The organism is Ruegeria sp. HKCCA5839, from assembly GCF_013035585.1.
In the GTDB taxonomy this organism is placed as follows: Bacteria; Pseudomonadota; Alphaproteobacteria; order Rhodobacterales; family Rhodobacteraceae; genus Ruegeria.
The window spans coordinates 146,223-170,195 of record NZ_WQIE01000003.1 but is presented as its reverse complement, the minus strand read 5'-3'; the positions used below and the strand labels follow the sequence as shown (position 1 = coordinate 170,195).

Annotated in this window: 24 protein-coding genes and 1 other RNA gene; 15 read left to right on the top strand and 10 right to left on the bottom strand. The window is 58.0% G+C overall.

The genetic code is table 11. The features are described from left to right. Positions 1–205: 205 nt before the first annotated feature. The 7 genes from rpmG to gatC form a co-directional block, all read right to left on the bottom strand. Complete coding sequence (gene rpmG / locus GOV38_RS10410) at positions 206–373, bottom strand: 50S ribosomal protein L33 (protein ID WP_037309480.1); 168 nt, start codon at positions 371–373, stop codon at positions 206–208. 126 nt (positions 374–499) lie between these two features. Continuing rightward, positions 500–1,204: a tellurite resistance TerB family protein gene (locus GOV38_RS10405; protein WP_171209912.1), complete on the bottom strand. Its 705-nt coding sequence runs from the start codon at positions 1,202–1,204 to the stop codon at positions 500–502. A gap of 219 nt (positions 1,205–1,423) precedes the next feature. Beyond that, positions 1,424–1,821, bottom strand: an RNA gene (gene rnpB, locus GOV38_RS10400) — RNase P RNA component class A. A gap of 128 nt (positions 1,822–1,949) precedes the next feature. Then, complete coding sequence (locus tag GOV38_RS10395) at positions 1,950–2,654, bottom strand: N-acetylmuramoyl-L-alanine amidase (protein ID WP_254430633.1); 705 nt, start codon at positions 2,652–2,654, stop codon at positions 1,950–1,952. Continuing rightward, positions 2,605–3,303, bottom strand: coding sequence for a hypothetical protein (locus GOV38_RS10390; protein ID WP_171133533.1), 699 nt, complete (start codon positions 3,301–3,303; stop codon positions 2,605–2,607). The genes GOV38_RS10395 and GOV38_RS10390 overlap by 50 nt, the downstream gene beginning before the upstream one ends. Positions 3,304–3,344: 41 nt before the next feature. Further along, complete coding sequence (gene gatA / locus GOV38_RS10385; RefSeq protein WP_171209914.1) at positions 3,345–4,832, bottom strand: Asp-tRNA(Asn)/Glu-tRNA(Gln) amidotransferase subunit GatA; 1,488 nt, start codon at positions 4,830–4,832, stop codon at positions 3,345–3,347. A gap of 3 nt (positions 4,833–4,835) precedes the next feature. Continuing rightward, the gene (gene gatC, locus GOV38_RS10380) at positions 4,836–5,123 is read right to left on the bottom strand and encodes an Asp-tRNA(Asn)/Glu-tRNA(Gln) amidotransferase subunit GatC (RefSeq protein WP_171101851.1); all 288 of its coding nucleotides are present in this window, start codon (positions 5,121–5,123) and stop codon (positions 4,836–4,838) included. 229 nt (positions 5,124–5,352) lie between these two features. Here gatC and GOV38_RS10375 point away from each other — a divergent pair, with 229 nt between their 5' ends. Both GOV38_RS10375 and GOV38_RS10370 read left to right on the top strand, forming a co-directional pair. Then, positions 5,353–5,511, top strand: coding sequence for a hypothetical protein (locus GOV38_RS10375; protein ID WP_171101850.1), 159 nt, complete (start codon positions 5,353–5,355; stop codon positions 5,509–5,511). Between the two features lie 132 nt (positions 5,512–5,643). Continuing rightward, on the top strand, positions 5,644–6,207 hold the full coding sequence (locus tag GOV38_RS10370) for a DUF4202 domain-containing protein (protein ID WP_171209915.1): 564 nt from the start codon (positions 5,644–5,646) through the stop codon (positions 6,205–6,207). Here the strand turns inward: GOV38_RS10370 and GOV38_RS10365 are convergent. Next, entirely contained in the window at positions 6,204–6,860 is a 657-nt protein-coding gene (locus GOV38_RS10365) for a ceramidase domain-containing protein (protein ID WP_171209916.1), read from the bottom strand. The two genes, GOV38_RS10370 and GOV38_RS10365, sit on opposite strands and share 4 nt — an antisense overlap. A 57-nt stretch (positions 6,861–6,917) precedes the next feature. On the opposite strand from GOV38_RS10365, the gene GOV38_RS10360 reads away from it, so the two are divergent. Next, positions 6,918–7,610 carry a metal-dependent hydrolase gene (locus GOV38_RS10360; RefSeq protein ID WP_171209917.1) on the top strand — a complete coding sequence of 231 codons (693 nt, stop codon included), beginning with the start codon at positions 6,918–6,920 and terminating at the stop codon, positions 7,608–7,610. A 10-nt stretch (positions 7,611–7,620) separates the two neighbouring features. Here GOV38_RS10360 and GOV38_RS10355 read toward each other — a convergent pair whose 3' ends face one another. Then, entirely contained in the window at positions 7,621–8,082 is a 462-nt protein-coding gene (locus tag GOV38_RS10355) for a nucleoside deaminase (RefSeq protein ID WP_171209918.1), read from the bottom strand. Here GOV38_RS10355 and GOV38_RS10350 point away from each other — a divergent pair. From GOV38_RS10350 to GOV38_RS10295, 12 genes are all read left to right on the top strand, one after another. Further along, complete coding sequence (locus GOV38_RS10350; RefSeq protein WP_171209919.1) at positions 8,081–8,959, top strand: pseudouridine synthase; 879 nt, start codon at positions 8,081–8,083, stop codon at positions 8,957–8,959. The two genes, GOV38_RS10355 and GOV38_RS10350, sit on opposite strands and share 2 nt — an antisense overlap. Positions 8,960–9,133: 174 nt before the next feature. Beyond that, the gene (locus tag GOV38_RS10345; protein WP_171209920.1) at positions 9,134–10,036 is read left to right on the top strand and encodes a 5-bromo-4-chloroindolyl phosphate hydrolysis family protein; all 903 of its coding nucleotides are present in this window, start codon (positions 9,134–9,136) and stop codon (positions 10,034–10,036) included. 30 nt (positions 10,037–10,066) lie between these two features. Then, positions 10,067–11,257, top strand: coding sequence for a toxic anion resistance protein (locus GOV38_RS10340; RefSeq protein WP_171209921.1), 1,191 nt, complete (start codon positions 10,067–10,069; stop codon positions 11,255–11,257). A 23-nt stretch (positions 11,258–11,280) separates the two neighbouring features. Further along, complete coding sequence (locus tag GOV38_RS10335; RefSeq protein WP_171209922.1) at positions 11,281–12,231, top strand: DUF2927 domain-containing protein; 951 nt, start codon at positions 11,281–11,283, stop codon at positions 12,229–12,231. Positions 12,232–12,253: 22 nt separating this feature from the next. Next, a complete protein-coding gene (locus GOV38_RS10330; RefSeq protein WP_171209923.1) occupies positions 12,254–13,402 on the top strand; it encodes an SPFH domain-containing protein in 1,149 nt (382 codons plus the stop codon). Positions 13,403–13,432: 30 nt separating this feature from the next. Beyond that, positions 13,433–14,524: a TFIIB-type zinc finger domain-containing protein gene (locus GOV38_RS10325; protein ID WP_171209924.1), complete on the top strand. Its 1,092-nt coding sequence runs from the start codon at positions 13,433–13,435 to the stop codon at positions 14,522–14,524. A 62-nt stretch (positions 14,525–14,586) separates the two neighbouring features. Next, positions 14,587–15,027: a D-aminoacyl-tRNA deacylase gene (gene dtd / locus GOV38_RS10320; RefSeq protein ID WP_171101840.1), complete on the top strand. Its 441-nt coding sequence runs from the start codon at positions 14,587–14,589 to the stop codon at positions 15,025–15,027. Between the two features lie 116 nt (positions 15,028–15,143). Further along, complete coding sequence (locus GOV38_RS10315) at positions 15,144–17,138, top strand: CocE/NonD family hydrolase (protein ID WP_171209925.1); 1,995 nt, start codon at positions 15,144–15,146, stop codon at positions 17,136–17,138. Positions 17,139–17,262: 124 nt separating this feature from the next. Further along, positions 17,263–18,849 carry an ABC transporter substrate-binding protein gene (locus GOV38_RS10310; RefSeq protein WP_171209926.1) on the top strand — a complete coding sequence of 529 codons (1,587 nt, stop codon included), beginning with the start codon at positions 17,263–17,265 and terminating at the stop codon, positions 18,847–18,849. A gap of 15 nt (positions 18,850–18,864) precedes the next feature. Further along, positions 18,865–19,821, top strand: coding sequence for an ABC transporter permease (locus tag GOV38_RS10305; RefSeq protein WP_171101837.1), 957 nt, complete (start codon positions 18,865–18,867; stop codon positions 19,819–19,821). Next, positions 19,818–20,633 carry an ABC transporter permease gene (locus GOV38_RS10300; RefSeq protein ID WP_171133546.1) on the top strand — a complete coding sequence of 272 codons (816 nt, stop codon included), beginning with the start codon at positions 19,818–19,820 and terminating at the stop codon, positions 20,631–20,633. The genes GOV38_RS10305 and GOV38_RS10300 overlap by 4 nt, the downstream gene beginning before the upstream one ends. Beyond that, positions 20,630–22,267: an ABC transporter ATP-binding protein gene (locus GOV38_RS10295; protein ID WP_171209927.1), complete on the top strand. Its 1,638-nt coding sequence runs from the start codon at positions 20,630–20,632 to the stop codon at positions 22,265–22,267. Before GOV38_RS10300 ends, GOV38_RS10295 begins: the two co-directional genes overlap by 4 nt. 201 nt (positions 22,268–22,468) lie before the next feature. Here GOV38_RS10295 and GOV38_RS10290 read toward each other — a convergent pair whose 3' ends face one another. Then, positions 22,469–23,809, bottom strand: coding sequence for an adenylate/guanylate cyclase domain-containing protein (locus tag GOV38_RS10290; RefSeq protein WP_171209928.1), 1,341 nt, complete (start codon positions 23,807–23,809; stop codon positions 22,469–22,471). Positions 23,810–23,973 lie beyond the last annotated feature (164 nt).

Here is a 23,973-nt window from a genome sequence, read left to right as displayed (position 1 = left end):
ACGCTCAACATTTTGGAACGATTGGGCCGACCGTAAAGTCACGATGCGTCAAAAAGCAAGCCACTGCGCAAAAGAATGATTCCACCCCTGATGCGCCACTGCAACGGCCCCAGTTCAGCAAGACCGGTCAAAAGGTCGACCTGATGCAACAAAAAACCCGGCTTTTCAGCCGGGCTTTGTACTTTCGTCCAAGGGGACAGGCAGATTACTTGATCTTGCCTTCCTTGTACTCGACATGTTTCCGAACAACCGGATCGTATTTACGAATGGTCATTTTCTCGGTCATGGTGCGCGCGTTTTTCTTGGTCACGTAGAAGTGGCCCGTGCCCGCGGTCGAGTTCAGACGGATCTTGATGGTCGTCGGCTTCGCCATGATTATCTCCTGCGTCCGAAAAGGCAGGGGCCTTTCGGTTGAATTCCTATGAGCGTGCGCTTTTACGCCCTGCGCCAGCCATGTCAAGGACATTCGCGCCTGTCAGACGTACAATGGCGTGCCAGGCTAATCCTTGAGGTTTGGCACCCCCATATAGGTGTGAATCTGGTCTCGGTCGATCTTGGATAATCCCAACGCGGAGGCAAGCTGCCGCAGATAAGCTGCCTCTTGTGCGTTATCCAGACGAATCGCTGCCAGCGAAGTCGCATAGATCTGGGTCCGCATCGGAGCTGCGGTATCTGCCGCCAGCCCCATCACATCAATCGGGCCGTTCAATTGCTCTTGTACAAAAGCGCGCTCTTCTGCGCTGATGTCATCGCCGAGCTCTCCGAGGATGGTTTCCTTTTCCTGCGCATCCAGCTCGCCGTCTGATTTGGCCGCCTGAATCATCGCCCTGAGCATCAGTTTGGCTTGCTCCTCCATCGCGGCGCCAGCAGGGGTGCCACGCATAACCGTGTCCATCATCTCGGCGCTATGCTGCCCGCCAGTACGCGCTGCACCCTGGATCGCGTTCATCAGACCGCCCAAGCCAGCTGCGCCTGCGGCATTGGTCATGCCCATGTTGCTAAGCATGTCCTGCAGGCCCGAGGCTCCGCCGGGCATGCCAAACTGTTCGGCCATCTTACCGAGTTGTTCGATGCCGAAACCACCACCGGCGCCCTGCATCATGTCCTGCAGACCGGCCATTCCGCCCATTTGCTTGTATTTCTCCAAACCCTTGGCAGCCGCAAATCCGACTGCGACCGAGGCCAGTGCTTTCATAAAGCTCATCGTGTTCCTCCCTCTTTTGTCTGCATCCGCTTGGTCACGACAATCGTGCGTCCCCAGTATGCAGCGAATAAAACGGGTGTCAGCGCCCTGCACCTTGTCTGTGCCAAGATGTATACCAGTTTCCCGCATTTTTCGAACAGTCCACAGAAGGCAGAGCAAGATTCTAGATCTGATCAATCAGCGACCGGGCGTCGCCTGTGTGGAAGCCATCGGGACATGACGCGCGGAGGGCCTGTAAGCCGGATCCTGTTCAGGGGTTGCCCCCTTTGATGACCATTCCTCTAGGCCGCACATCGCTGCGCGGCTCAAGCTGCCAACCCGGTCCCTCTCGGCCAAGGCGTGCCTAGCGGCGGTATCGGCAGGCGCCGACCGGCCCGCGCGGGGACCCTATTCGGCATTGCTCCTGGTGGGGCTTGCCGTGCCACCCCTGTTGCCAGGGGCGCGGTGGGCTCTTACCCCACCGTTTCACCCTTACCCATGGCCAAGGCCAAAGGCGGTTTGATTTCTGTGGCGCTTTCCGTCGGGTTTCCCCGCCCGGGCGTTACCCGGCACCATTGCCTTGTGGAGTCCGGACTTTCCTCTCGGGCGGACGCCCCAGCGGCCATCCGGCCCTCCGCGCAGAGGCGGGGTATGCGCTACGCCCAGCGACGTCAAGAGCGGCTGGGGTGCGAAGGGGCCAGCCCCTTCTTGGCCTGCGGCCAATTCAACCCCAAGGTATTTCTAAACAGAAGAAGAGGGATCAGGCTTAAGATCTCAGTACCGAGAAGTCTTTGGCGCAGAGCGGGCCCTTGGCCCAGGGTCGGTATCGCAGGCGCACGGCGTCGAGCAGAGTCTGGTCGTCTGTGGGTGCGGTAAAACCCGCGGCTTTGGCGCACCGACGAAACTCTTCCTGCGTAAAGGGTTCGAGCGGGGCATTGGTCGCGCGCGGTTCGGCCAGGTGTTGGCGTTCCAGCCGCAGCCAGTCGAATTTTGGGCCCGGGTCGGTCTTGCGACCGGGGGCCATGTCCGAGTGACCTATGACGCCTGAGGATGGGATGGACCAGCGAGTCATGATCTGGCGCAGAAGGTCTTCTAGCTTACTCATCTGGGGCTCAGAAAAGGGCTGCGCGCCGCTATTGTCCAACTCGATCCCGACGGAGCGGGAATTGATGTCGCTTTGACCCTGCCATTCCCCTGCCCCGGCATGCCAGGCGCGGTCCTTTTCTTCGACCATCTGCCACAAAGCACCATCTGCTCCGATCAGATAATGCGCCGAGACTTCGTGCTCTGGGTCGCAAAGCCGATCCAGCGCGGCATTGGCGCTGTCCATCGCGGTATAGTGCAGAACAATCAAAGTGGGCGTCAGCCCATCCCGGCGCGGGCCGAAATTTGGAGACGGGTGCCAGATAGGCGTCAGTGGATCAGTTGTTGACGGCACTGCGGAACGGTGTCGGGTCCCAACCGCAGGCATAGCCGTCACCATCGGGATCAAGCCCCTTGCGGTCTCGCTGTGGGCCTCCGCTGGACAGAAACTCGATCTGCGCCTGATCGGCGGATGGGAAACGCGCGCAGTTTCGTTGGGCCTTGGCCTGCAGGTTAAAGCCCGCGCGACTGTAAAGCTGTGTACCCACCGGGTTCGACGTGCTGAGCGCGTATTGTACGATATTGGGCTGCCCGTCGGATCCGCGCTCTGGCACCGCCGTGGGAGCGACGACCTCGTAGGTTTGGCGGTTCTGTTCGATACGGGCGGCGTCAGTTTCGATGCTGCGGCGGTTGGACACGGCCTCGAAATCCTGCTCGTCCGAAATACCGGGATTGCTTACCGGAGCCGCAGGAACAGGTTGCCCCGAGGTATTGGCCAGGGCCAAAGCCGTCTGGTTGGCAATATCTTCAGCACTTGAGCCACCCTGCAGTGGTGTGACGGTGCCCTGCGCTGAGAGAGGCTGTTGCGAAACCGGCACCGGAGGGTCCAGCGGGTTGCCCGCAAGCCCTTGGCCCGACAGTTGCGCCTCGCGCTGAGCTTGATACTCTGGGGTATTGAACCCGGTGCTGGCCACCGGGGCCACTGTGTTACATGCCGCGACCGCTCCAAAAGCGGGGATCAAGATCCATCTGCGCATATGGCTGCTCCGACTTGTAATAGTTTGCCTGTGTGACAGGCTTACCACCATTTCCCGGGCTTGGCCACAAAACCGGCTGCATCTTCCAGCGCATAAGCGGTGTTGAGCAGATCGCCCTCTTCCCACGGGCGACCGATCAGTTGCAGCCCCAGGGGCAGCCCTTGTCCGTCAAGCCCGGCAGGCACGGATATGCCCGGCAGACCAGCCAGGTTCACTGTGACGGTGAAGACGTCGTTCAAATACATTTGAACGGGGTCGGCATCGGTCATTTCACCCAGACCAAAGGACGCCGAGGGCGTGGCGGGGGTCAGGATTGCATCGACGCCTGCGGCGAAGACATCTTCGAAGTCTTTCTTGATCAGCGTCCGCACCCGACGTGCACGGTTGTAATAGGCGTCGTAGAAGCCCGCCGACAGCACGTAGGTGCCGATCATTACGCGGCGCTGGACTTCGGGGCCAAAGCCTTCGGCACGGGTCTTCTCGTACATCTCGGTGATGCCGTCGCCCTGCGCCAACTGCGCGCGGCGGCCATAGCGGACACCGTCGTAGCGAGCCAGATTCGAAGATGCCTCGGCTGGCGCGATCACATAGTACGCAGGCAACGCGTATTTCGTGTGCGGCAGCGAGATATCGACGATTTCGGCACCAGCAGCTTTCAGCATCTCGGCGCCATCAGCCCAGAGCTTTTCAATCTCGGCGGGCATACCGTCCATGCGGTATTCTTTCGGGATACCGATCTTTTTGCCTTTGACATCGCCAGTCAGCATCGCCTCGAAATCCGGAACAGCGAGTTCGGCACTTGTCGAGTCTTTGGGATCGTGACCGCACATCGTTTCCAGCATGATCGCGGCATCGCGGACGTTTTTGGTCATCGGTCCGGCCTGATCCAGCGAGGACGCAAAGGCCACGATGCCCCAGCGCGAGCAACGGCCATAGGTCGGTTTGATCCCCGTGATGCCTACAAAAGCCGCAGGCTGACGGATCGAGCCCCCGGTGTCTGTACCCGTCGCTGCCAGGCACAAATCGGCGGCCACTGCCGAAGCCGACCCACCCGACGAACCACCCGGTGTAAGCTGAGCATCGTCATTGCCGCGCCGCCAGGGGCTGACCGCGTTGCCGTAAACAGAGGTCTCATTGGACGAGCCCATTGCGAATTCGTCCATGTTCAGTTTGCCCAGCATTACGGCACCGGCATCGGCCAATTGCTGCGAGACTGTGGACTCGTATTCAGGCTTGAATCCGTCCAGAATCTTTGACGCCGCCTGCGAAGGCACGCCTTTGGTGCAGAACAGATCTTTGATGCCGATGGGCAATCCGCACATGGAAGGCGCATCGCCTGTCTTGATGCGATCGTCTGCCACCTTGGCGCGTTCCAGCGCAATCTCAGGGGTTTTGTGGACAAACGCGTTCAGCGCATCCGCGTCATCAATGGCCTTCAGACACGCTTCGGTCAGTTCGACCGAGGTCACATCACCGGCGCGCAATGCGTCACGGGCTTCGGCCAGGCCCAGTTTGTTCAACTCGCTCATGACTTACTCCACCACTTTGGGGACAGCGAAAAACCCTTCGCGGGCATCTGGCGCATTTGACAGGATCTTGTCCTGTTGGTTGCCGTCGGTCACCTCGTCCTGACGACGTTTCAGCCGCATCGGCGTCACCGAAACCATCGGTTCGACGCCGTCGACATCCACCTCATTCAGTTGCTCGATGAATCCAAGGATCGTATTGAATTCTGATGCCAGCGCAGGCAGCGCGTCATCTTCAACCTTGATGCGGGCCAGTTTGGCCACTTTGGCGGCAGTACTTTGGTCAATCGACATCGGTTTCCCTCATAAGCGTTAGGGGGCGTTTACCCGTCTGCCGCAACAGCCGCAAGACTGCTGAGCAACACTCTTGATTTGAGGCACTAGTCAAGGTCTCGGCCCTGCGCAACTTGCTGCTAAATATGAATTTGGAAAATAAACCGATTAGTTCACTTTTGCTCTTGAAAAAGTGAACTGTACTGTTCATTTCATTTTCACAGAGACCCTATCAGTCATGGAGACAAACATGAAACCGCTTGTGATCGCACTTGTCCTGTCCACTGCCGCCTTTTCCTTCCCAGCCGTAGCGCAGAACATTGACGCCTCGAACGTGACCCGCAGCCTGTCCTTCCCCGACCCCGCTCCAAAACCGGAGCCAGAGGACAAATCGCAGATCAAAAAATGAGCGCGTCCGATTGCCGGGCATTCCCCCTCTGCCCGGCAATCGTTTTTCGGGGCTGCACCCGCCGCCACTTGCCGCTAGCATGACAGAGAAGTCCCCCGTGTATCGTTTGCGGGAGCGGCAACGGAGCGAAACATGAGCACACCCAAACAGGCGGTTCTTGACGCCATTGACGCAGCCAACTCTCAAGACCCAAACCAAGAAGACGGCCAACCTGTCGAACTGTTATATGGGCAGCGCATGAGCGCAGAACTGGATCGATTGTTTCCACAAGCCTCTGATGCTTTGCAGATCGCGGCGCGCGGACAACATGTTGAACGCTGGAAACTCAAACGCTCAGAATACCCCGAGGGCCGCGCTGGTTACCTGGCCTGGCGCAAGGCGCAGGGGGTTCATCACGCCGATGTTGTCATGGGGTTCATGTCGCAAGCGGGATTTGACAGCGCTGAGGTTGAAACCGTTGGCAGCATGTTGCGGAAAGAGGGCATCAAGCGAAACGCAGACGTGCAAGCGCTGGAAGATGTGATCTGTTTCGTTTTCCTGAAATGGTATTTCGAACCCTTCGCCGCCAAGCATTCTGACGAGAAAGTTGAAAGCATCGTGGAAAAGACCGCGCGCAAGATGTCCGCCGAAGGGCGCGCGCGGGTCTTGCAAGAGTTCTCGCTACCAGAACCGCTGGCCGCTGCGTTCGACAGCTAGGGTTCTGCGCGCGCAGAACGCCCGCGCAAATACACTTCGATCATCCAGCCCAGCATGATGGCATTCAGAATGTGCCACATGAAATGCGTGCCCAGTGGGAACTGGTTGCAAATGTGCAGATCAAGCGCGCGGAAGGTGATCGAGGCGATCAGGATACAGGCGCCGATGGCCAATCCCTGCGCCAGGCGTGGCATCCGGTGGCGCAGAAGGACGGCATAGATCAAAATCAGCAGCGGCACCGGCGCATAGCCAGCCGAGCTGCCCAGACCCGGAATGAACTGGAACAAAGGGACCGTGGCTGCAGCATAGGGGATGAACAGTGCGGTCAAACCCAAAGCGGGCCAAACCCCCATTCCCCAAATGTCGCGATTGATGGCGTAGATATAGACCAGAATAAACATCAGGATTGGTGTGGTATCCGCAATGGCCGCCCAAACCTGCGCATGGGTGTGGAACAGATAGCTGCCGATCCCAATGGCCGCCAATATCGCAACAAGCCCCATCGCCAGCGGAGCATCCTTGCCGCGCGCACGGCCAAACATGATCAGCGCCGCCACCAGAAACGCAGCATTTGTCACTGCATTCACCGGCTCGGACCAGTAATCGGGAGACAGCCTCTCGCAATACCCGTCGATATGTCGTGCCCATTCCATAGATTTTTACATAGCGGATGCTAGGCTGGGTCCAAGTGATTTGTTGGAGGTGGAACTATGAATATCATTTGGCTGGGACACGGGAGTTTTCGCATTGAAACAGAAGGGCAAATCCTGCTGATCGATCCTTGGTTGACGGGCAATCCTGTTCTACCGGAAACCAGCCATGACGCGGCGGTTGAAGGGGCGACGCATATCCTGCTGACCCATACGCATTTCGACCACGTGGTCGATGTGTTGCCTCTGGCCAAACATCTGAAGATCCCCGTTGTCGGGCAATATGATCTGATGGGCTATTGGGCCGAGGCCGAAGGGATCGAGACCATCGGCTTCAACAAGGGCGGAACGGTCAACCTGAACGGGGTGATGGTCAGCATGGTCCCGGCCTCGCACAGCTCGACATTTTCAACGCCCGACGGGCTGCGCACGGGGGGGACCGAAGTAGGTTTCATGATCCGCGCCGAGGGGCACACAGTCTATGTTTCGGGCGACACTGACATCATGGCGGATATGGACTGGATGGGAGACTATTACAAACCCGATATCGGCATCCTGTCAGCGGGTGGTCACTTTACCATGGACATGAAAGGCGCGGCATATGCGGCCAAGCGGTATTTCAACTTCAAAACGGTGATCCCCTGTCACTACAAAACCTTCCCGATCCTCGAACAATCCGCGCACGAGCTGACAGATGCCTTGCCGGGGGTCGATGTCATTGAACCTGAGGTGATGCAGACGATCACGCTTTGACCGATAGCTTTCAATCAACGGCAGGCCTGCGCGCGGCGAAGAAGTCGCGCAACAGTTCTGCCGCCTCTTCCCCCGCGATCCCGTCATAAATTTCCGGGACATGATGCGCCTGGGGATGAGAAAACACCCGCGCGCCATGGGCCACACCACCGGATTTGGGATCAGACGCCCCGTAGTAAATCCGCCGGATCCGCGCGGCGGCCAGGGCGGCTGCGCACATCGCGCAAGGTTCCAGCGTGACATAGAGGTCGTGATCCACCAAACGCTCGGACCCGGCCGTCGCACAAGCCGCGCGCAGGACCAAAATCTCTGCATGGGCCGTTGGGTCCGACAACTCGCGCGTGCGGTTGCCCGCTGCGGCCACCACCTGCCCGTCCGGTGCGACGATGACCGCGCCCACCGGAACCTCGCCGCGCGCACCAGCGGCGCGGGCCTCGGCCAGGGCCACATGCATATGCGATTTGAAAATCATGCCTTTGACTGCATCAGAAACCTGTCTTTCGCAAGCCGTGCGGATGCGCTATGGCCACGGGATGAGCAATACCCCTCCTCCCGGCGACCGGATCGCCAAAGTGCTGGCGCGCGCCGGTGTCGCCTCGCGTCGCGAAGCTGAACGCATGATCGAAGCTGGTCGTGTGACGGTGAATGGCAAAGCCATCAGCAGCCCCGCGCTTAATGTCACCACCAAAGACAAGATCACCGTTGACGGCAAACCTGTGTCCGAGCCTGAACCCTCGCGGCTGTGGCTCTATCACAAACCCTCGGGTCTTGTGACAACCGCGCGTGATGAAAAAGGGCGCGAGACGATTTTTGACAAGCTGCCCGAGGACATGCCCCGTGTCATGAGCGTTGGGCGGCTGGACCTGAACTCGGAAGGCCTGTTGCTGCTGACCAATGATGGCGGCATCAAACGCAAGCTGGAATTGCCCGCCACAGGCTGGCTGCGCAAATACCGGGTGCGGGTGAACGGACGCCCCAAGGATGAAGATTTCGAACCCCTGCGCAAAGGTCTTGTGATCGAAGGCGAGCGGTTTCAACCCATGACCGTCACGCTGGACCGCCAGCAAGGTGCCAATGCTTGGCTGACCATCGGCCTGCGCGAAGGCAAAAACCGCGAGATCCGGCGCGCGGTTGAAGATATCGGCTTTGTGGTCAACAGGCTGCTGCGTGTGTCCTATGGCCCGTTCCAGCTGGGCAACCTGAAACCTGGTGAAGTTGAAGAAATCCGGCGCAAGGTTTTGCGCGACCAGCTTGGCCTGGATGGCAATACCGATCCCCAAAACAAACCCAAGCGCCCCGCCCGACCGCAACGCAAACGGACGCAAATCGGCAAGAAACCTCGCAGTTGAGGTCAGTTTTCGAACCTTCCCCCTAGCGCCAAGCCTCCGATTCACCTAAATTTTCTGTGAGGCGCACAGCTGGGGGGTGCCATGTCCGGAAGCGGAGTTCAGAAACTGACCTATGTGGTGCTGCTTGCGCTGATGTTCGGTGTATGCACCGGCCTTCTGGGAGGGTTGTGAGCCATGGCCAAGCGCTTTGGCGGTAAATACAGCCCCGACGGTCCGCCCTCATCCGATCCGCAAACTCAACGCGGACAATTCCAGGGCGCCCGCGTCGAACCGGCAGGCGCACGCGCGAACCTGTTGTTTTTGCCCGCAATACCTTTGATTTTTCTGTCGCTGAACGACGGTGCAATTGGCATGACCATCGGGTTGATCGCCGCTGGCGTCCTAACGGCTGCAGCATTTCTGTTGCGCGAGGGCCTGCGCGCCGAAGCCGCGTATAATGCGCGGCGCACGGCCCGCCGACCGTCTTTTCCACGCAAGATTTTCGCCAGTCTTTTGACCGGCCTGGGCATTGCCTTGGCGGCCTACCGCACCGAGTTCCTTGATGGACAAGCGGGTCTTGTAGCTCCGATCCTGTTTGGGATTGCCGCTGGTGTTCTGCATTCCGTCTCGTTCGGTATCGACCCGATGAAAGACAAGGGCATGGAGGGGATCGACACGTTCCAGCAAGACCGGGTGGCTCGCGTCGTGGAAGATGCCGAAGCGCATTTGACGGCAATGACAGATGCCATAAAACGCGCGGGCGATCGGCAGATCGAGTCGCGCCTGGAACGGTTTCAGGAGACCGCCCGCGATCTGTTCCGGACAGTCGAGGAAGACCCCCGCGATTTGGCTGGGGCGCGGAAGTATTTGACGGTTTATCTTCAGGGGGCCCGCGACGCGACCATCAAGTTTTCAGACGTGTACGCTCGCACCCGCGACCCTCAGGCTTTGGCAGATTACGCTGCCCTGTTGGACGACCTGGAACAGAATTTTGCGGCCCGCACGCGTAAGATGCTGCTGGACGACCGCAGCGATATGACAGTTGAAATTGATGTGCTGCGCGAAAGGCTGCAGCGTGAAGGCGTCCGGTTGGACTGACCGGCCATTTTTTGAGCGAGGATCATCCCCATGTCCGATACAGTTAAGAACAAGGCGGTCGAAGCCGAAACACTGGTGCAGGAAGTCACAGCAGTCGCATTGCCTGAACCGAAGACGGACATCGTGCCGCTGGAAGAGGCCGACGAGCCTGTCGGCGCCGAGATCCGCAAGCGCATGGCCGAGATTGATATGGAAAACACCAATTCGATCATCGCCTTTGGCTCGGGCGCGCAAACCGAATTGCAGGAAATCAGCCAGGCGATGTTGGCAGATGTACGCAACAAGGATGTAGGCCCCGCGGGGGACAGCCTGCGCAACATCGTAACCACGATCCGCGGCTTTTCGGTCAGCGAGTTGGATGTACGCCGCGAACGCAGCTGGTGGGAAAAACTGCTGGGCAAGGCCGCGCCCTTTGCCAAGTTCACCGCAAAGTATGAAGAGGTACAAGGCCAGATCGATCGGATCACGGACGATCTTCTGGGCCACGAACATACGCTGCTGAAAGACATCAAGTCCTTGGATCTTCTGTATGAAAAGACGCTGGGTTTCTATGACGAACTGGCGCTCTATATCGCGGCGGGTGAGGAAAAGCTGACCGAGCTGGACAGCCATGACATCCCCGAGAAAGAAGCCCAGGTGCACGCCGCGCCTGAAGATCAGCAAGTGATGAAAGCGCAAGAACTGCGCGATCTGCGTGCCGCCCGCGACGATCTGGAACGTCGGGTTCACGACCTGAAACTGACGCGCCAAGTGACGATGCAATCGCTTCCGTCAATCCGTCTGGTGCAGGAAAACGACAAGTCGCTGGTGACCAAGATCAACTCGACGCTCGTCAACACGGTGCCCTTGTGGGAAACGCAACTGGCGCAGGCCGTCACTATTCAGCGCAGCGCCGAGGCCGCGGCTGCGGTCCGCGATGCCAATGATCTGACCAATGAACTGCTGACCTCGAACGCGGCCAATCTGCGAGACTCCAACAAGATGATCCGCGAGGAAATGGAACGCGGCGTGTTTGACATCGAAGCAGTCAAACAGGCCAATGCCGATCTGATCGGAACAATCAACGAAAGCCTGGCGATCGCAGATGAAGGCAAGGCTAAACGCGCAGCCGCCGAAGAGGATCTGAAAAAGATGGAAGCCGAACTGCGCGACACACTGGCCTCAGCCAAGGCACGCCAGGATGGCACCGGCGACACAGCCGGAACAGCCGTACCAGGCTAACAGGCGGTCGGAACGTGGCGCTGATGAAATACCGAAATTTCGCCTTTGGGCTGGCCGCTTGTCTGGGGCTGGCCAATTGTGATGAGGCTTTGACCACATCCTTTGAACCGGAATCAAAGCCAGTTTCACCTGCGGAAGTGCCCGCAAACGCCTATGTTCCACCCTCTGCCGCCAGCCAGGATCTGGCACGGTTCTATGCACGTGTCGAACGGGATCTGTTAACACGGGGTTTGCTGCGCACCGATGGTGGCGGACCCGACACACCCTATGACGCCAGCGATCTTGAGCGGAATTTCGAAGCCATAGCGTTTTATAGCGAATACCCGGATCATTCGATCTCTATTGGTACAATTCAGACAAATGGGCAGCTTAGCCGCTGGTCTGGGCCTGTGCGACTTCAGACCGAATTTGGTCCCACTGTCTCACCAGAGGTGCGTGATCAGGATCAGGCCCGGGTCGAAGCCTATGCCCAGCGCTTATCCAAACTGACATCCCACCCGATCTCGACCGTCAACCGGCGGGGCAATTTTCTGGTGTTCATTGCCGGCAAGGATGACAGCGCCTATGTGGTCAGTCGGTTGAAAAGCTTGATCCCCGGCATCAGCCAATCAGCGCTGGAACTGATGGCTAACCCAAGACCCAATTTCGATTGTTTTGTCTTCGCCTCTGCGACCAGTCAGAACCCGTTCAACTACGTTCGTGCCGTCACATTGATCCGGGCGGAATTGCCGGATCTGGTGCGGCTCAGCTGTATCCACGAAGAGATCGCGCAAGGACTGGGCTTGTCAAATGACAGCCCCGCCGCAAGACCGTCGATCTTCAATGACGATGATGAGTTTGCGCTTTTGACAAGCCATGATGAGAAATTGCTGACGATGCTTTACGATCCTCGCCTCAAATCTGGTGTTGTCATAGAAGACGCACGCCCCGTGATGCGGATCATTGCACGTGAATTGACAGGGCAATCGCTCTGACCCCAAGGACAGGAGACCCCAGATGGGCATTTTCGATTTTCTGACCGGAGAATTTATTGACGTCATCCATTGGGTTGATGACACCCGAGACACGATGGTCTGGCGGTTCGAGCGCGAGGGCCACGAGATCAAGTACGGGGCGAAGCTGACCGTGCGTGAAGGGCAATCGGCGGTTTTTGTCCATGAAGGACAGTTGGCGGATGTGTTTACGCCCGGGCTTTATATGCTTGAAACCAACAACATGCCGATCCTGACGACGCTGCAACACTGGGATCACGGGTTTCAGTCACCGTTCAAGTCCGAGATTTATTTCGTCAACACCACCCGGTTCAATGATCTGAAATGGGGCACGAAGAACCCGATCATGCTGCGCGACCCCGAATTTGGGCCGACGCGCATCCGGGCCTTTGGCACATATACGGTACGCGTGAAAGACCCGGCCAAGTTTCTGGTCGAGATCGTGGGCACAGATGGCGAGTTCACGATGGATGAGATCAGCTTTCAGATCCGCAACATCATCGTCCAGGAATTCAGCCGCGTGATTGCAGGCTCGGGCATCCCGGTATTGGATATGGCCGCCAATACGGCAGATCTGGGCAAACTGATTGCTGCCGAAGTCTCGCCGGTTCTGGAGGGCTATGGGCTGGAGATGCCCGAGTTTTATATCGAGAATATCTCGTTGCCACCCGCGGTTGAGGCTGCGCTGGACAAGCGCACCTCGATGGGACTTGCCGGAGATTTGGGCAAGTTCACGCAGTATTCTGCCGCTGAAGCGATGACAGCGGCGGCCAATAATCCCGGCCAGGGTGGCGGCATGGGCGCCGGTCTTGGCATGGGTATGGGAATGGCCATGGCCAACCAGATGGCGAACATGGCAGCGGGTCAACCGAGCGGCCCGTGGGGCAGTTCCGCCCCCGTTGCCCCACAGCCCTCAGCGCAGGCGGCGCCGCCGCCCCCACCTCCTGTCGAGCATGTATGGCATATCGCCGTGGACGGTCACACAAGCGGGCCGTTTTCCAAAGCCAAGATGGGGCGCATGGCCGCGGAAGGAGAGCTAACGCGCGACACCCACGTCTGGACCGCTGGCCAGGATGGATGGAAAAAGGCCGGCGACGTGCAGGAGCTTGCGCAATTGTTCACGATCTTGCCGCCTCCACCCCCGGGGGCATAACTGCGTTCGAACGCTCCGGAGACAGACGGTATGGCCAAGGATGAACATCGTTTTCCCTGCGACCAATGTGGCGCGGACTATCGGTTCGATCCCGACAACGGCACACTGACCTGCGATCATTGCGGGCATTCGAAACCTGTGGGTTCTGGCCCCTGGGGAGCGGCCACTCTGCGCGAGTTGAACTTTGATGCAGCGATCGCCGACCGGCTTCCAGACAGTGAGATCGAAGAAACCCGTGTTCTGAGCTGCCCGAACTGCGCGGCTCAGGTAGAGTTCGATCCAAACACGCATGCCGCCGAATGTCCGTTTTGCGCCACGCCGGTGGTTACCGATACCGGCACAAACCGTCATATCAAACCCAAAGGCGTTCTGCCTTTTGCCCTGGACGAACGCGCCGCCCACAAGGCCATGAGCAAATGGCTCGGTCGGCTTTGGTTCGCGCCAAATGGGTTGAAAGACTATGCGCGGAAGAGTCGGAAAATGCAGGGGATTTATGTGCCCTATTGGACCTTCGACGCAGATACCAAGACGCAATATCGGGGCGAACGTGGCGTCGTCTATTATGAAACGCACACTGTCATGCGCGATGGCAAACGGGTTCAGCAACAGGTGGCCAAGGTGCGATGGTCGCCGAAATCGGGCAGGGTTGCGCGGTTTTTCGATGATGTGCTGGTGCTGGCCTCTACCTCGCTGCCAAAGTCCTATACTGATGCGCTGGAACCCTGGGATTTGCCCGCACTCGAGCCTTATCAACCGGAATATCTGGCCGGATTCCGGGCAGAGGCCTACACCGTGCCACTGCGGGACGGCTATCAGCAGGCGCGCGGGTATATGGCACGGGTCATCGAGCGGGACGTGCGGTTTGACATCGGCGGGGATCGTCAGCGCATACATGCCGTCGATACCGAGGTGCGCGACGTGACGTTCAAACACATCCTGCTACCAGTCTGGTTGGCCGCCTACAAGTACCGTGGGCAAACCTATCGTTTTGTCGTGAACGGGCGCACAGGACGCGTTCAGGGCGAGCGCCCATGGTCGGCCCTCAAGATCACAATTGCCGTCGTGCTGGGCTTACTGGTTGCCGCTGGTATCGGCTACATGATGGCCACCGGGCAACAATAGTTGACGCCCGCAAGCTGCGAACTGGGCCTAAGGCACTGATCTCAATAAAAAGGAACACCAGAATGCGCGCGCTGCTTCAACGCATCTCTCACGCGAAGGTTTCAGTTGATAACCGCGTCGTGGGTCAATCAGGCCCCGGGCTATTGATCCTTGTTTGCGCGATGCAAGGGGATGGGACGGATCAGGCACGGCACCTGGCCACCAAAATCTCAAAGCTGCGGATTTTTCAGGATGATGCGGGCAAGATGAACCGGTCGCTGCTGGACACCGGGGGTTCGGCCCTTGTGGTCAGTCAGTTCACCCTGGCTGCCGATACCTCTCGCGGGAACAGGCCGGGATATTCCAACGCAGCGGCCCCAGAGCTGGGCGCGCAGCTTGTCGAAAGTTTTGTGAAAGACCTAACCGCGCTTGGTATTTCTGTTGAAACCGGTGTTTTCGGAGCGGATATGGCAGTCGAACTGGTCAATGACGGGCCGGTCACCATCTGGATGGATACGGACTGAACCTGCGCTTTGGCCCCGTTCAACCTGCCTGCAACAGCTCAACAAATGTCGCGAATCTTGCGCCTTTTGACGCGAATCGCCTTTTCAATCCCCAACCCGCCCCGCAGACTGACTGCATGTCATCCAGCCAGACTTCTCTGCAAGAGATCGAGGATATCCCGGATCTGGGGATCATGATGCCGGATGGGCATCGGCTGTCGGCGCGCGTTTGGCGCCCGGTCGACGCCAGCGACAATCCTGTACCTGCCATTCTGGAATACCTGCCCTATCGCAAACGCGACGGCACCTCGGTGCGGGATGCACTGACCCATCCGTGGTTTGCCAAAAGCGGCTATGCCTGCATCCGCGTCGACATGCGCGGCAATGGCGACAGCGAAGGGCTGATGGAGGACGAGTACACCCAGCAAGAACTGGACGACGCCGTGAGCGTCATCGATTGGCTGGCCGAACAGTCTTGGTGCAATGGCGCTGTTGGGATGATGGGGATCAGTTGGGGGGGCTTCAATGCGTTGCAAGTGGCGGCGATGCAGCCCGAACCCTTGAAAGCGATTATTACCCTATGTTCGACCGCAGATCGCTATGCCGATGACATTCACTTTAAGGGGGGATGCCTGCTGAATGAGAATTTGGGCTGGGGCGCGACCATGTGGTCCTATTCCTCTCGCCCGCCAGATCCTGACCTGCGCGAGACATGGCGGACCTTATGGCTGGACCGGCTGGAGAACCAGCCTTTCCTGCCATCAACCTGGCTGAGACATCAGACACGGGATGAATATTGGCAGCACGGTTCGGTTTGCGAAGATTTCAGCGCTATAAAAGCCGCCACGCTTGCCGTCGGCGGATGGGGCGATGCCTATAAGAACACGGTGCCTTGGCTGGTGGAACAGTTGCATGCCCCGGTCAAAGGCATCGTAGGTCCGTGGGTTCACAAATACCCGCATTTCGCTGTGCCCGAGCCGCGCATCGGGTTTCTTCAGGAAGCGCTGCGCTGGTGGGATCATTGGCTGAAGGGAGAAGACAACCGCGTTGAAGAGGACCCGGATTATCGTGCTTACCTGATGGACGGGGTGCGCCCGGCCCGGTGGTATTCCGAGCGCCCCGGGCGTTGGATCTGCGAAACAGATGGGGCCACCTCACATCTGCCGGTCACCCGGCTTGCATTGACCGACGCGGGCCTGGGGCATGGTGCCGGATTGGATTGCCGGGTGCGCTCACCGCAAACCTGCGGCATCGAGGGTGGCGAATACTGCGCCATCTGGCTGGGCCCCGACATGCCCGGCGACCAACGCGCAGATGATGCCCTGTCTGCGTGTTTCGATAGCCTACCGCTCGCAGATCATATGGATATTGTGGGCGCGCCGAAAATCCGTCTGAGCCTGAGCACCGACAAACCACAAGCGCAGTTGGCTGTCAGGTTGAACCATGTGCACCCTGATGGAGCCTCGACACGGATCACATATGGCGTGCTGAACCTCTGTCATCGCGACAGCCACGCCGAGCCATCGGCACTGACACCTGGCGAAACGTTCGACGTGGAACTGGCCCTTGATCACATCGCCTATCGTGTTCCCAAGGGGCACCGGTTGCGGGTTGCGATTTCGACCACCTATTGGCCTCTCATTTGGCCCGCGCCCGAGGCTGCCACGTTGCATTTGACAGGTGGTGACATCGCCATTCCGACCCGTCCCTCCGGGCAAGATGACGAATGGAGCTTTGAACCACCCGAAACGGAAGACCCTAAGCCACAGACGGTTTTGCGCAAATCGCAGAACAGCCGGCAGGCGGTTACGGACATGAATACGGGTGAGATCCATTTGGTCATAGAAGACGACTTCGGTAATACCCGCGATGACCTGCATGGTCTGATCACTGGCAGCACAGCCTATGAAAAGTGGTCAATCCACCCGGACGATCCGCTTTCGGCGCGCGGCGAATGCCGTTGGACACAAGAGCTTCGGCGCGGCGAAAGCGACCTGCGTACCGAAGCAAGTTGCGCAATGTGGTCGGATGCCACCCATTTCCATCTGACGGCAACGCTCAACGCTTTCGAGAATGCTGAGATGGTCTTTTCAGAGACGATCGAAGACAAAGTTCCGCGCAATCATATGTAGGTGACTGGCCCATGTGTCGAAAGATAATAACTTGCCCACCTATCCGAATTGCGCCTAAGTTGACTCATGCGTCAACAAAAAGCCCGAACACGGGATCACATCCAATCAACTGGGAGATAGATGGATGAACGAACAGCTCAATTACATGACAAGCCAGGTGACGGCAGGCAAACTGACCCGGCGCGAGTTCATGGGAAAAGCCGCCGCCCTTGGTGTCTCGGCTGCCATGGCCAGCACGATGTTCGCAGATGCAGCCCGTGCTGCTGGTCCGAAAAAAGGCGGTGACCTGAAGTTTGGTCTGCAAGGCGGCGAATCCACCAACTCGCTGGACCCGGCGACCTATGCAAGCTCGGTGCCATTCCAGAACGGCAAACAGTGGGGCGATCAGCTTGTCGAGGTTGCACCCGACGGCACCATCGAACCGCGCCTGGCAGAAAGCGTCGAAGGCAGCGCCGATGCAAAGGTCTGGACATTCAAACTGCGTCAGGGCGTGGAATTCCACAACGGCAAAACCATGACCAGCGAAGACGTGCTGAAGACGATGGAGCGCCACTCGAACGAAGATTCCAAGTCAGGTGCGTTGGGCATCATGAAGGGTATCGAGTCGATGAAGGCCGATGGCGACAATTTCCAGGTCACACTGACCGAAGCCAACGCCGACCTGCCCTATCTGATGGCCGACTATCACCTGATCATTCAGCCCGATGGCGGTATGGATAACCCGGGCGCAGGTATCGGCACTGGCCCCTACAAGGTTGAGGTTGATGAACCTGGCGTGCGCCACCTGTTCACCAAAAACGAAAACCACTGGAACAGCGATTTTGGCAACTTCGACAGTGTCGAAGTGATCGTTATCAACGACGCAACAGCGCGAACAGCAGCGCTGCAGTCGGGTCAGGTGCACGCAATCAACCGTGTCGAACCAAAGGTCGCAGACCTGTTGGGCCGCGCACCGAACCTTACCGTTCATTCGACCGCCGGGCGTGGCCACTACGTCTTCATCATGCATGTCGATACCGCGCCGTTTGACAACAACGAGTTGCGCACAGCGCTGAAATACGCCATCAACCGCGAAGAACTGGTTGAAAAAGTTCTGCGTGGCTATGGCTCGATCGGCAACGACATGCCCATCAACGCGGCCTATCCGCTGTTCGATGATACCATTCCGCAGCGCGAGTTCAGCATCGAAAAAGCGGCCGAACACTATAAGAAGTCTGGCCATGACGGCTCGCCGATCATCCTGCGCGTTGCTGATGGTGCCTTCCCGGGCGCCGTGGATGCCGCGGCCCTGTTCCAGCAATCCGCCGCTCAGGCCGGAATTCCGCTGGAAATCAAGCGCGAACCGAATGATGGCTACTGGTCCGAAGTGTGGAACGTCCAGCCGTTCTGCGCCTCTTACTGGGGTGGGCGTCCGGTGCAGGATCAGATGTACGCAACCGCGTATCTGTCCTCTGCCGACTGGAACGATACCCGGTTCAAGGTTCAGGCCTTCGACGATCTGCTCTTTGCCGCACGCGCAGAGCTGGACCCGGCAAAACGCAAGGACATCTACAGCCAAATGGGCCGCATGGTGCGCGACGAAGGTGGCCTGATCTGCCCGATGTTCAACGACTTTGTCGAAGGGATCAGCAACCAGCTGGACGGTTGGGAAACCGACCCGACACAAGAGCTGATGAACGGCAACATGTCTCGCAAGATGTGGTTCGTGTAGTACGGGCCACGGATAATGCATCCCATCATCAAAATGGTGTTCCAGCGCTTGGCGCTGGGACTCCTGCTTCTCTTCGGTGCATCGGCTCTGATTTTCGGCCTCACCGAAGCTCTCCCCGGAGACGCAGCGCAAGCCGTACTGGGCCAATCCGCAACCCCCGAAGCCCTTGCGAACCTGCGTGAGGAAATGGGCCTGAACCGCCCTGCCCTGACCCGCTATTTCGAATGGCTAGGTGGCATCGTACAGGGCGATCTAGGACAATCCCTGACCAACAAGCTGGACATTGCCGAATCCGTCGGCAGCCGTCTCAGCAACACTCTGTTTCTGGCGTTTTGGGCCGCAATCGTGTCGGTTCCTCTGGCCATCTTCCTGGGCCTGCTGGCCGTGCGCTATCGCAACCGCTGGCCCGACAAGCTGATCTCAGCGGTCACGCTTACAACTATTTCGATCCCCGAGTTTCTGATCGGCTATGTTCTGGTCTATTTCGTTGCCGTGAAACTTGGCATGTTCTCACCTCTTGCGATGATCAACGACTCGATGTCACTGGGTCAAAAGCTGAACTCAATCGCGCTGCCGGTTATCGTTCTGACCATGGTGGTTTTGGCCCACATGATGCGCATGACACGGGCCGCGATCCTGAACGTTATGCAATCGGCCTATGTTGAAACAGCCGAGCTGAAAGGTCTGAGCAATTTTCAGGTCATCTACCGCCATGCTTTGCCCAACGCTGTCGCCCCTATCGTCAATGTGGTGATGCTGAACCTGGCCTATCTGGTCGTTGGCGTCGTCGTCGTTGAGGTGGTGTTTGTCTACCCGGGCATGGGGCAATACCTGGTCGATCACGTGACCAAGCGCGATGTTCCGGTTGTGCTGGCCTGCGGCGTCATCTTTGCCGCGATTTATATCGGGCTGAACATGATTGCAGATATCGTTGCCATTCTGGCCAACCCAAGGCTGAGGCATCCGAAATGAAGAATATCCCTATCTCTGCACTGATCGGACTGGGCTTTACAGCCTTGTATTTCTTCATCGCCATCTTCGCTCCGCTATTGGCACCATACGGCATGGCCGAAGTTGTGGGTGACGTGTGGGAGCCGTCGAGTTCGCAATTCTGGCTGGGCACCGACAATATCGGTCGCGACCTTCTCAGCCGCATGATCTATGGCGGGCGCACGACGATCTTTATCGCCACGGCAGCCACGATCCTCAGCTTTGTCACCGGTTCGATCCTTGGGTTTCTGGCCGCTGTGCTGGGGGGATGGGCGGATCAGGTCATGTCCCGAACGGTTGACCTGATCATGTCGATCCCCTCGCTGATCACCGCCCTCGTGGTTCTGGCCATGGTGCCAGTAACCATTCCGGTGCTGATCGTCGTCATGGGCCTGCTGGACGCAACCCGCGTTTACCGCCTGGCCCGCGCCGTCGCGGTGGATATCGCCGTGATGGACTATGTCGAAGCGGCACGTCTGCGCGGTGAAGGCCAGACCTGGGTCATCTTCCGGGAGATCCTGCCCAACGCCTTGTCACCACTGGTGGCCGAACTTGGCCTGCGGTTCATCTTCATGGTCCTGTTTGTCTCGACCCTGTCTTTCCTGGGCCTTGGCGTGCAACCGCCGCTGGCGGACTGGGGCGGCATCGTGAAAGAGAACAAGGACGGCATCGTCTATGGCATCGGGGCCGCGCTTTATCCGGCGGTGGCCATCGCAACCCTCGCCATATCGGTCAACCTTGTGGCTGATTGGGTCCTGAACCGCACCACTTCGCTGAAAGGAGGCCGGGGATGAGTGAACCGCTTCTCAAGGTCCGCGACCTCAAGATCGGCGCGACCGTCTATCCGCCGGGCGAGAAACCTCATGATATCGAGATCGTGCACGGGGTCAGCTTTGACCTGGCGCCCGGCAAGGTGCTGGGTCTGATCGGCGAATCCGGGGCGGGCAAGTCCACCATAGGTTTGGCCTCGATGGCTTATGGCCGAGGTGGCGTGAAGATCACCGGTGGCGAGGTTTGGGTTAACGGGCGTGATATCCTGAAGACCTCTCATAGCGATATCCGCAAACTGCGGGGCGGTGAGGTCACATATGTGTCTCAATCTGCTGCGGCGTCGTTCAACCCAGCCAAAAAGATCATGGATCAGGTGGTCGAGGCCGCCGTTGAACAGAAAAAGTTCAGCCGGAAAGAGGCCGAAGCCCGCGCGCGTGAGCTGTTTGCCAAATTGGGTCTCCCAGACCCGGACAATATCGGCAACCGCTATCCGCACCAGGTGTCGGGCGGCCAGCTGCAACGCTGCATGACCGCGCTTGCCTTGTGTCCCGAGCCTGATCTGGTCGTGTTCGACGAACCCACGACGGCTTTGGATGTGACCACTCAGATTGATGTTCTGATGGCCATCAAAGAGGCCATCGCGGATACCGGCGTTGCCGCGCTCTATATCACCCATGACCTCGCGGTCGTGGCACAGGTGAGCGACGACATCATGGTCCTGCGGATGGGCAATACGGTCGAATACGGCAATACCGATCAGATCATCAACAACCCGCAAGAGGACTATACCCAGGCGCTTGTCTCGGTCCGGTCTATCGAACACGAGGAAAAGCAGCCAACGCCCGAGCCGGTGTTGTCTGTCAAAGGCATTACCGCGCGCTACAAGGGCGTTAATTTCGACGTGCTGCACAACGTCAATGTGGATCTTCATCCGGGGCAAACCCTGGCGGTTGTGGGCGAATCTGGCTCTGGCAAGTCGACACTGGCACGGGTGATCACAGGCCTATTGCCTCCCCGCGATGGTGAAATCACCTTTGCCGGGCGTAAGCTTTCTGCCGAACTCAAAGGGCGCACCCGCGAGGACCTGCGTGAGTTACAGATGATCTACCAGATGGCGGATGTTGCGATGAACCCGCGTCAGACCGTTGGTACTATCATCGGGCGCCCGTTGGAGTTCTACTTCAACATGCGTGGGTCCGAAAAGCGCAAGCGGATCATTGAACTTCTGGATGAGATCGAACTGGGCGAAAAGTTCATCGATCGCTATCCGGCAGAGCTGTCTGGCGGGCAGAAACAAAGGGTCTGTATCGCGCGGTCACTCGCCGCCAAACCCAAGATGATCATCTGCGATGAGGTAACCTCGGCCTTGGATCCACTTGTGGCCGACGGCATCCTGAAACTTCTGCTGGAACTGCAAAAGATCGAGGATGTGGCCTACCTGTTCATCACCCACGATCTGGCGACGGTGCGCGCCATTAGCGACAGCATCGCGGTGATGTATCAAGGCCGCGTTGTCCGCTATGGTCCGAAATCTCAGGTGCTCAGCCCACCCTTCGACGACTATACCGATCTACTCCTCAGCTCGGTCCCAGAAATGCATCTGGGCTGGCTGGAAGAGGTCGTCGCCCACCGCAAAATGGAAAGCGCCGGGAACTGATCACAACAGATGAGGCGGGCTATTGGCCCGCCTTTTTCGTACAACGCTGCGACTGATTGGTTGGACTTTAGACAGTAGCTTTGCGGAACAAATCGGCCAATCAGTCAAATAGTAGCGATAACTGCATACAGCCAAATCTGGTCGTTCACCCGACTTAAGCGTTGCTGCGCCGCGGCCATCCGAACCGGCCGTTAGCTATCGCTACTTAGAACATCTCCAAACTCTCACGCCAGAGTCTCTTCCGCGTATTTTCTGTACACCTGCATCGATCAAGCCATCGAGATTGGCGGTTGGGTTGCTCCGCTTTATTGCACGCACTAGATCGTCGCTGACAACCAGTTGTGTATCCAATTCTCTGGTCAAGTGTTCGATCCTGCTTGCGATGTTCACATTGTCGCCGATCACACTGTATTCAAGGCGCCGCTCATTTCCAATGTCTCCGGCCACCACGATCCCCCAATGCAGCCCGATGCCCACTCGAACCGATTGTTCGCCGGACAGCGCCCGTTCCGCGTTCCAATCATCCAACGCTTCGATCATTTCAAATGCGCATTTCAATGCATTTTCCGAATCTTGCGGGCTGGTCGTAGGCGTTCCAAACGTCGCCATCAGCCCGTCGCCAATATACTTATCCAACGTGCCGGAATTTTTGAACACTGCCTTGCCTAGCCTGTCGTGATAGCCCCGTAGCAGTTCGATCACCTCGTCGGCAGTCGCTTTCTCACAGAGCTTTGTGAACCCCATAATGTCTGCAAAGAGCACCGCAACATTTTGCTGCTGGCCTTTCGCAAGACCGGCATCTGAACTACTCAGTTGATCCACTACATTCGGTGAAAAGTACCTCGACAAGCTGGCTCGCTTTCTTTCGGTTGATAAGAATTTCCGAACGAGCCTCCGGGATCGCGCAACAACTACAGCAAGCCCAGCCGACAATATCAGCACGACCAGCAATTCTATGGCGGCGTACCCAAGAAATAGAAAATTGAGATCACTACCTGCCGCTAACCAAGCTTCGACAGTCTGTTCGGGCAGGTCAAGATTGCTGTAAACATTTGGCTGGCTCAGAAACCACAACCACATGCCTAGCCGAGCGATCAGGATGCTTACACCGCACCAGAGCACCAAAGACGGCCGGAAGCTGAAAGATGCCTGCATCAGGAACATAAAAAAATAGAGAAACCGTGCCGTATCCATCTGGATCGAAGCAGGCCAGTGCGTGTCCGAAAACGGCGTGCCAAGACTGAACATCAAAGCCAGCAACAAACAATCCACCGTTACAAACGCATATTGGACGCCAATTCCGCCACGACGTGAAAATGCCGCGAAAAACTGCAACCCGCCGAGCAAAACAAAAACAAAGATTTCGAGAAGGTTGAAATAGTAGGATGCGCCTGTTTCCGGGCTGTCAATCGCTTGCCAAAACAACACTACTGCAAGAGCCACAGTTCGGACCTGTGCCGCCAGCATCGTGCCTTGACGCTCTTCCTCAGCGAATGCCGCATCGCTGCGTGATTTTATTCGATCTTGAACGGTTTCGGACATACGCTGGCTAGTTTACCCGACCAAAGTCAAATCACTAAAACATTCTCGCCTTTAGGGAATAGGCGTGGGATAACGTCGTCTGCTTTGGGCTCAAAGCGGACTTACGGCGCAGCCGGTGCATCTAGACCCGTTATGTCGCGCATACTGACGAAACCGCCTTTAGC

Bases quoted from the DNA above. Each gene is read 5' to 3' on its own strand.
- rpmG (WP_037309480.1), bottom strand. From the start codon at position 373: ATGGCGAAGCCGACGACCATCAAGATCCGTCTGAACTCGACCGCGGGC.
- GOV38_RS10405 (WP_171209912.1), bottom strand. From the start codon at position 1,204: ATGAGCTTTATGAAAGCACTGGCCTCGGTCGCAGTCGGATTTGCGGCT.
- GOV38_RS10395 (WP_254430633.1), bottom strand. From the start codon at position 2,654: ATGCCTGCGGTTGGGACCCGACACCGTTCCGCAGTGCCGTCAACAACT.
- GOV38_RS10390 (WP_171133533.1), bottom strand. From the start codon at position 3,303: ATGCGCAGATGGATCTTGATCCCCGCTTTTGGAGCGGTCGCGGCATGT.
- gatA (WP_171209914.1), bottom strand. From the start codon at position 4,832: ATGAGCGAGTTGAACAAACTGGGCCTGGCCGAAGCCCGTGACGCATTG.
- gatC (WP_171101851.1), bottom strand. From the start codon at position 5,123: ATGTCGATTGACCAAAGTACTGCCGCCAAAGTGGCCAAACTGGCCCGC.
- GOV38_RS10375 (WP_171101850.1), top strand. From the start codon at position 5,353: ATGAAACCGCTTGTGATCGCACTTGTCCTGTCCACTGCCGCCTTTTCC.
- GOV38_RS10370 (WP_171209915.1), top strand. From the start codon at position 5,644: ATGAGCACACCCAAACAGGCGGTTCTTGACGCCATTGACGCAGCCAAC.
- GOV38_RS10365 (WP_171209916.1), bottom strand. From the start codon at position 6,860: ATGGAATGGGCACGACATATCGACGGGTATTGCGAGAGGCTGTCTCCC.
- GOV38_RS10360 (WP_171209917.1), top strand. From the start codon at position 6,918: ATGAATATCATTTGGCTGGGACACGGGAGTTTTCGCATTGAAACAGAA.
- GOV38_RS10350 (WP_171209919.1), top strand. From the start codon at position 8,081: ATGCCTTTGACTGCATCAGAAACCTGTCTTTCGCAAGCCGTGCGGATG.
- GOV38_RS10355 (WP_171209918.1), bottom strand. From the start codon at position 8,082: ATGATTTTCAAATCGCATATGCATGTGGCCCTGGCCGAGGCCCGCGCC.
- GOV38_RS10345 (WP_171209920.1), top strand. From the start codon at position 9,134: ATGGCCAAGCGCTTTGGCGGTAAATACAGCCCCGACGGTCCGCCCTCA.
- GOV38_RS10340 (WP_171209921.1), top strand. From the start codon at position 10,067: ATGTCCGATACAGTTAAGAACAAGGCGGTCGAAGCCGAAACACTGGTG.
- GOV38_RS10335 (WP_171209922.1), top strand. From the start codon at position 11,281: ATGAAATACCGAAATTTCGCCTTTGGGCTGGCCGCTTGTCTGGGGCTG.
- GOV38_RS10330 (WP_171209923.1), top strand. From the start codon at position 12,254: ATGGGCATTTTCGATTTTCTGACCGGAGAATTTATTGACGTCATCCAT.
- GOV38_RS10325 (WP_171209924.1), top strand. From the start codon at position 13,433: ATGGCCAAGGATGAACATCGTTTTCCCTGCGACCAATGTGGCGCGGAC.
- dtd (WP_171101840.1), top strand. From the start codon at position 14,587: ATGCGCGCGCTGCTTCAACGCATCTCTCACGCGAAGGTTTCAGTTGAT.
- GOV38_RS10315 (WP_171209925.1), top strand. From the start codon at position 15,144: ATGTCATCCAGCCAGACTTCTCTGCAAGAGATCGAGGATATCCCGGAT.
- GOV38_RS10310 (WP_171209926.1), top strand. From the start codon at position 17,263: ATGAACGAACAGCTCAATTACATGACAAGCCAGGTGACGGCAGGCAAA.
- GOV38_RS10305 (WP_171101837.1), top strand. From the start codon at position 18,865: ATGCATCCCATCATCAAAATGGTGTTCCAGCGCTTGGCGCTGGGACTC.
- GOV38_RS10300 (WP_171133546.1), top strand. From the start codon at position 19,818: ATGAAGAATATCCCTATCTCTGCACTGATCGGACTGGGCTTTACAGCC.
- GOV38_RS10295 (WP_171209927.1), top strand. From the start codon at position 20,630: ATGAGTGAACCGCTTCTCAAGGTCCGCGACCTCAAGATCGGCGCGACC.
- GOV38_RS10290 (WP_171209928.1), bottom strand. From the start codon at position 23,809: ATGTCCGAAACCGTTCAAGATCGAATAAAATCACGCAGCGATGCGGCA.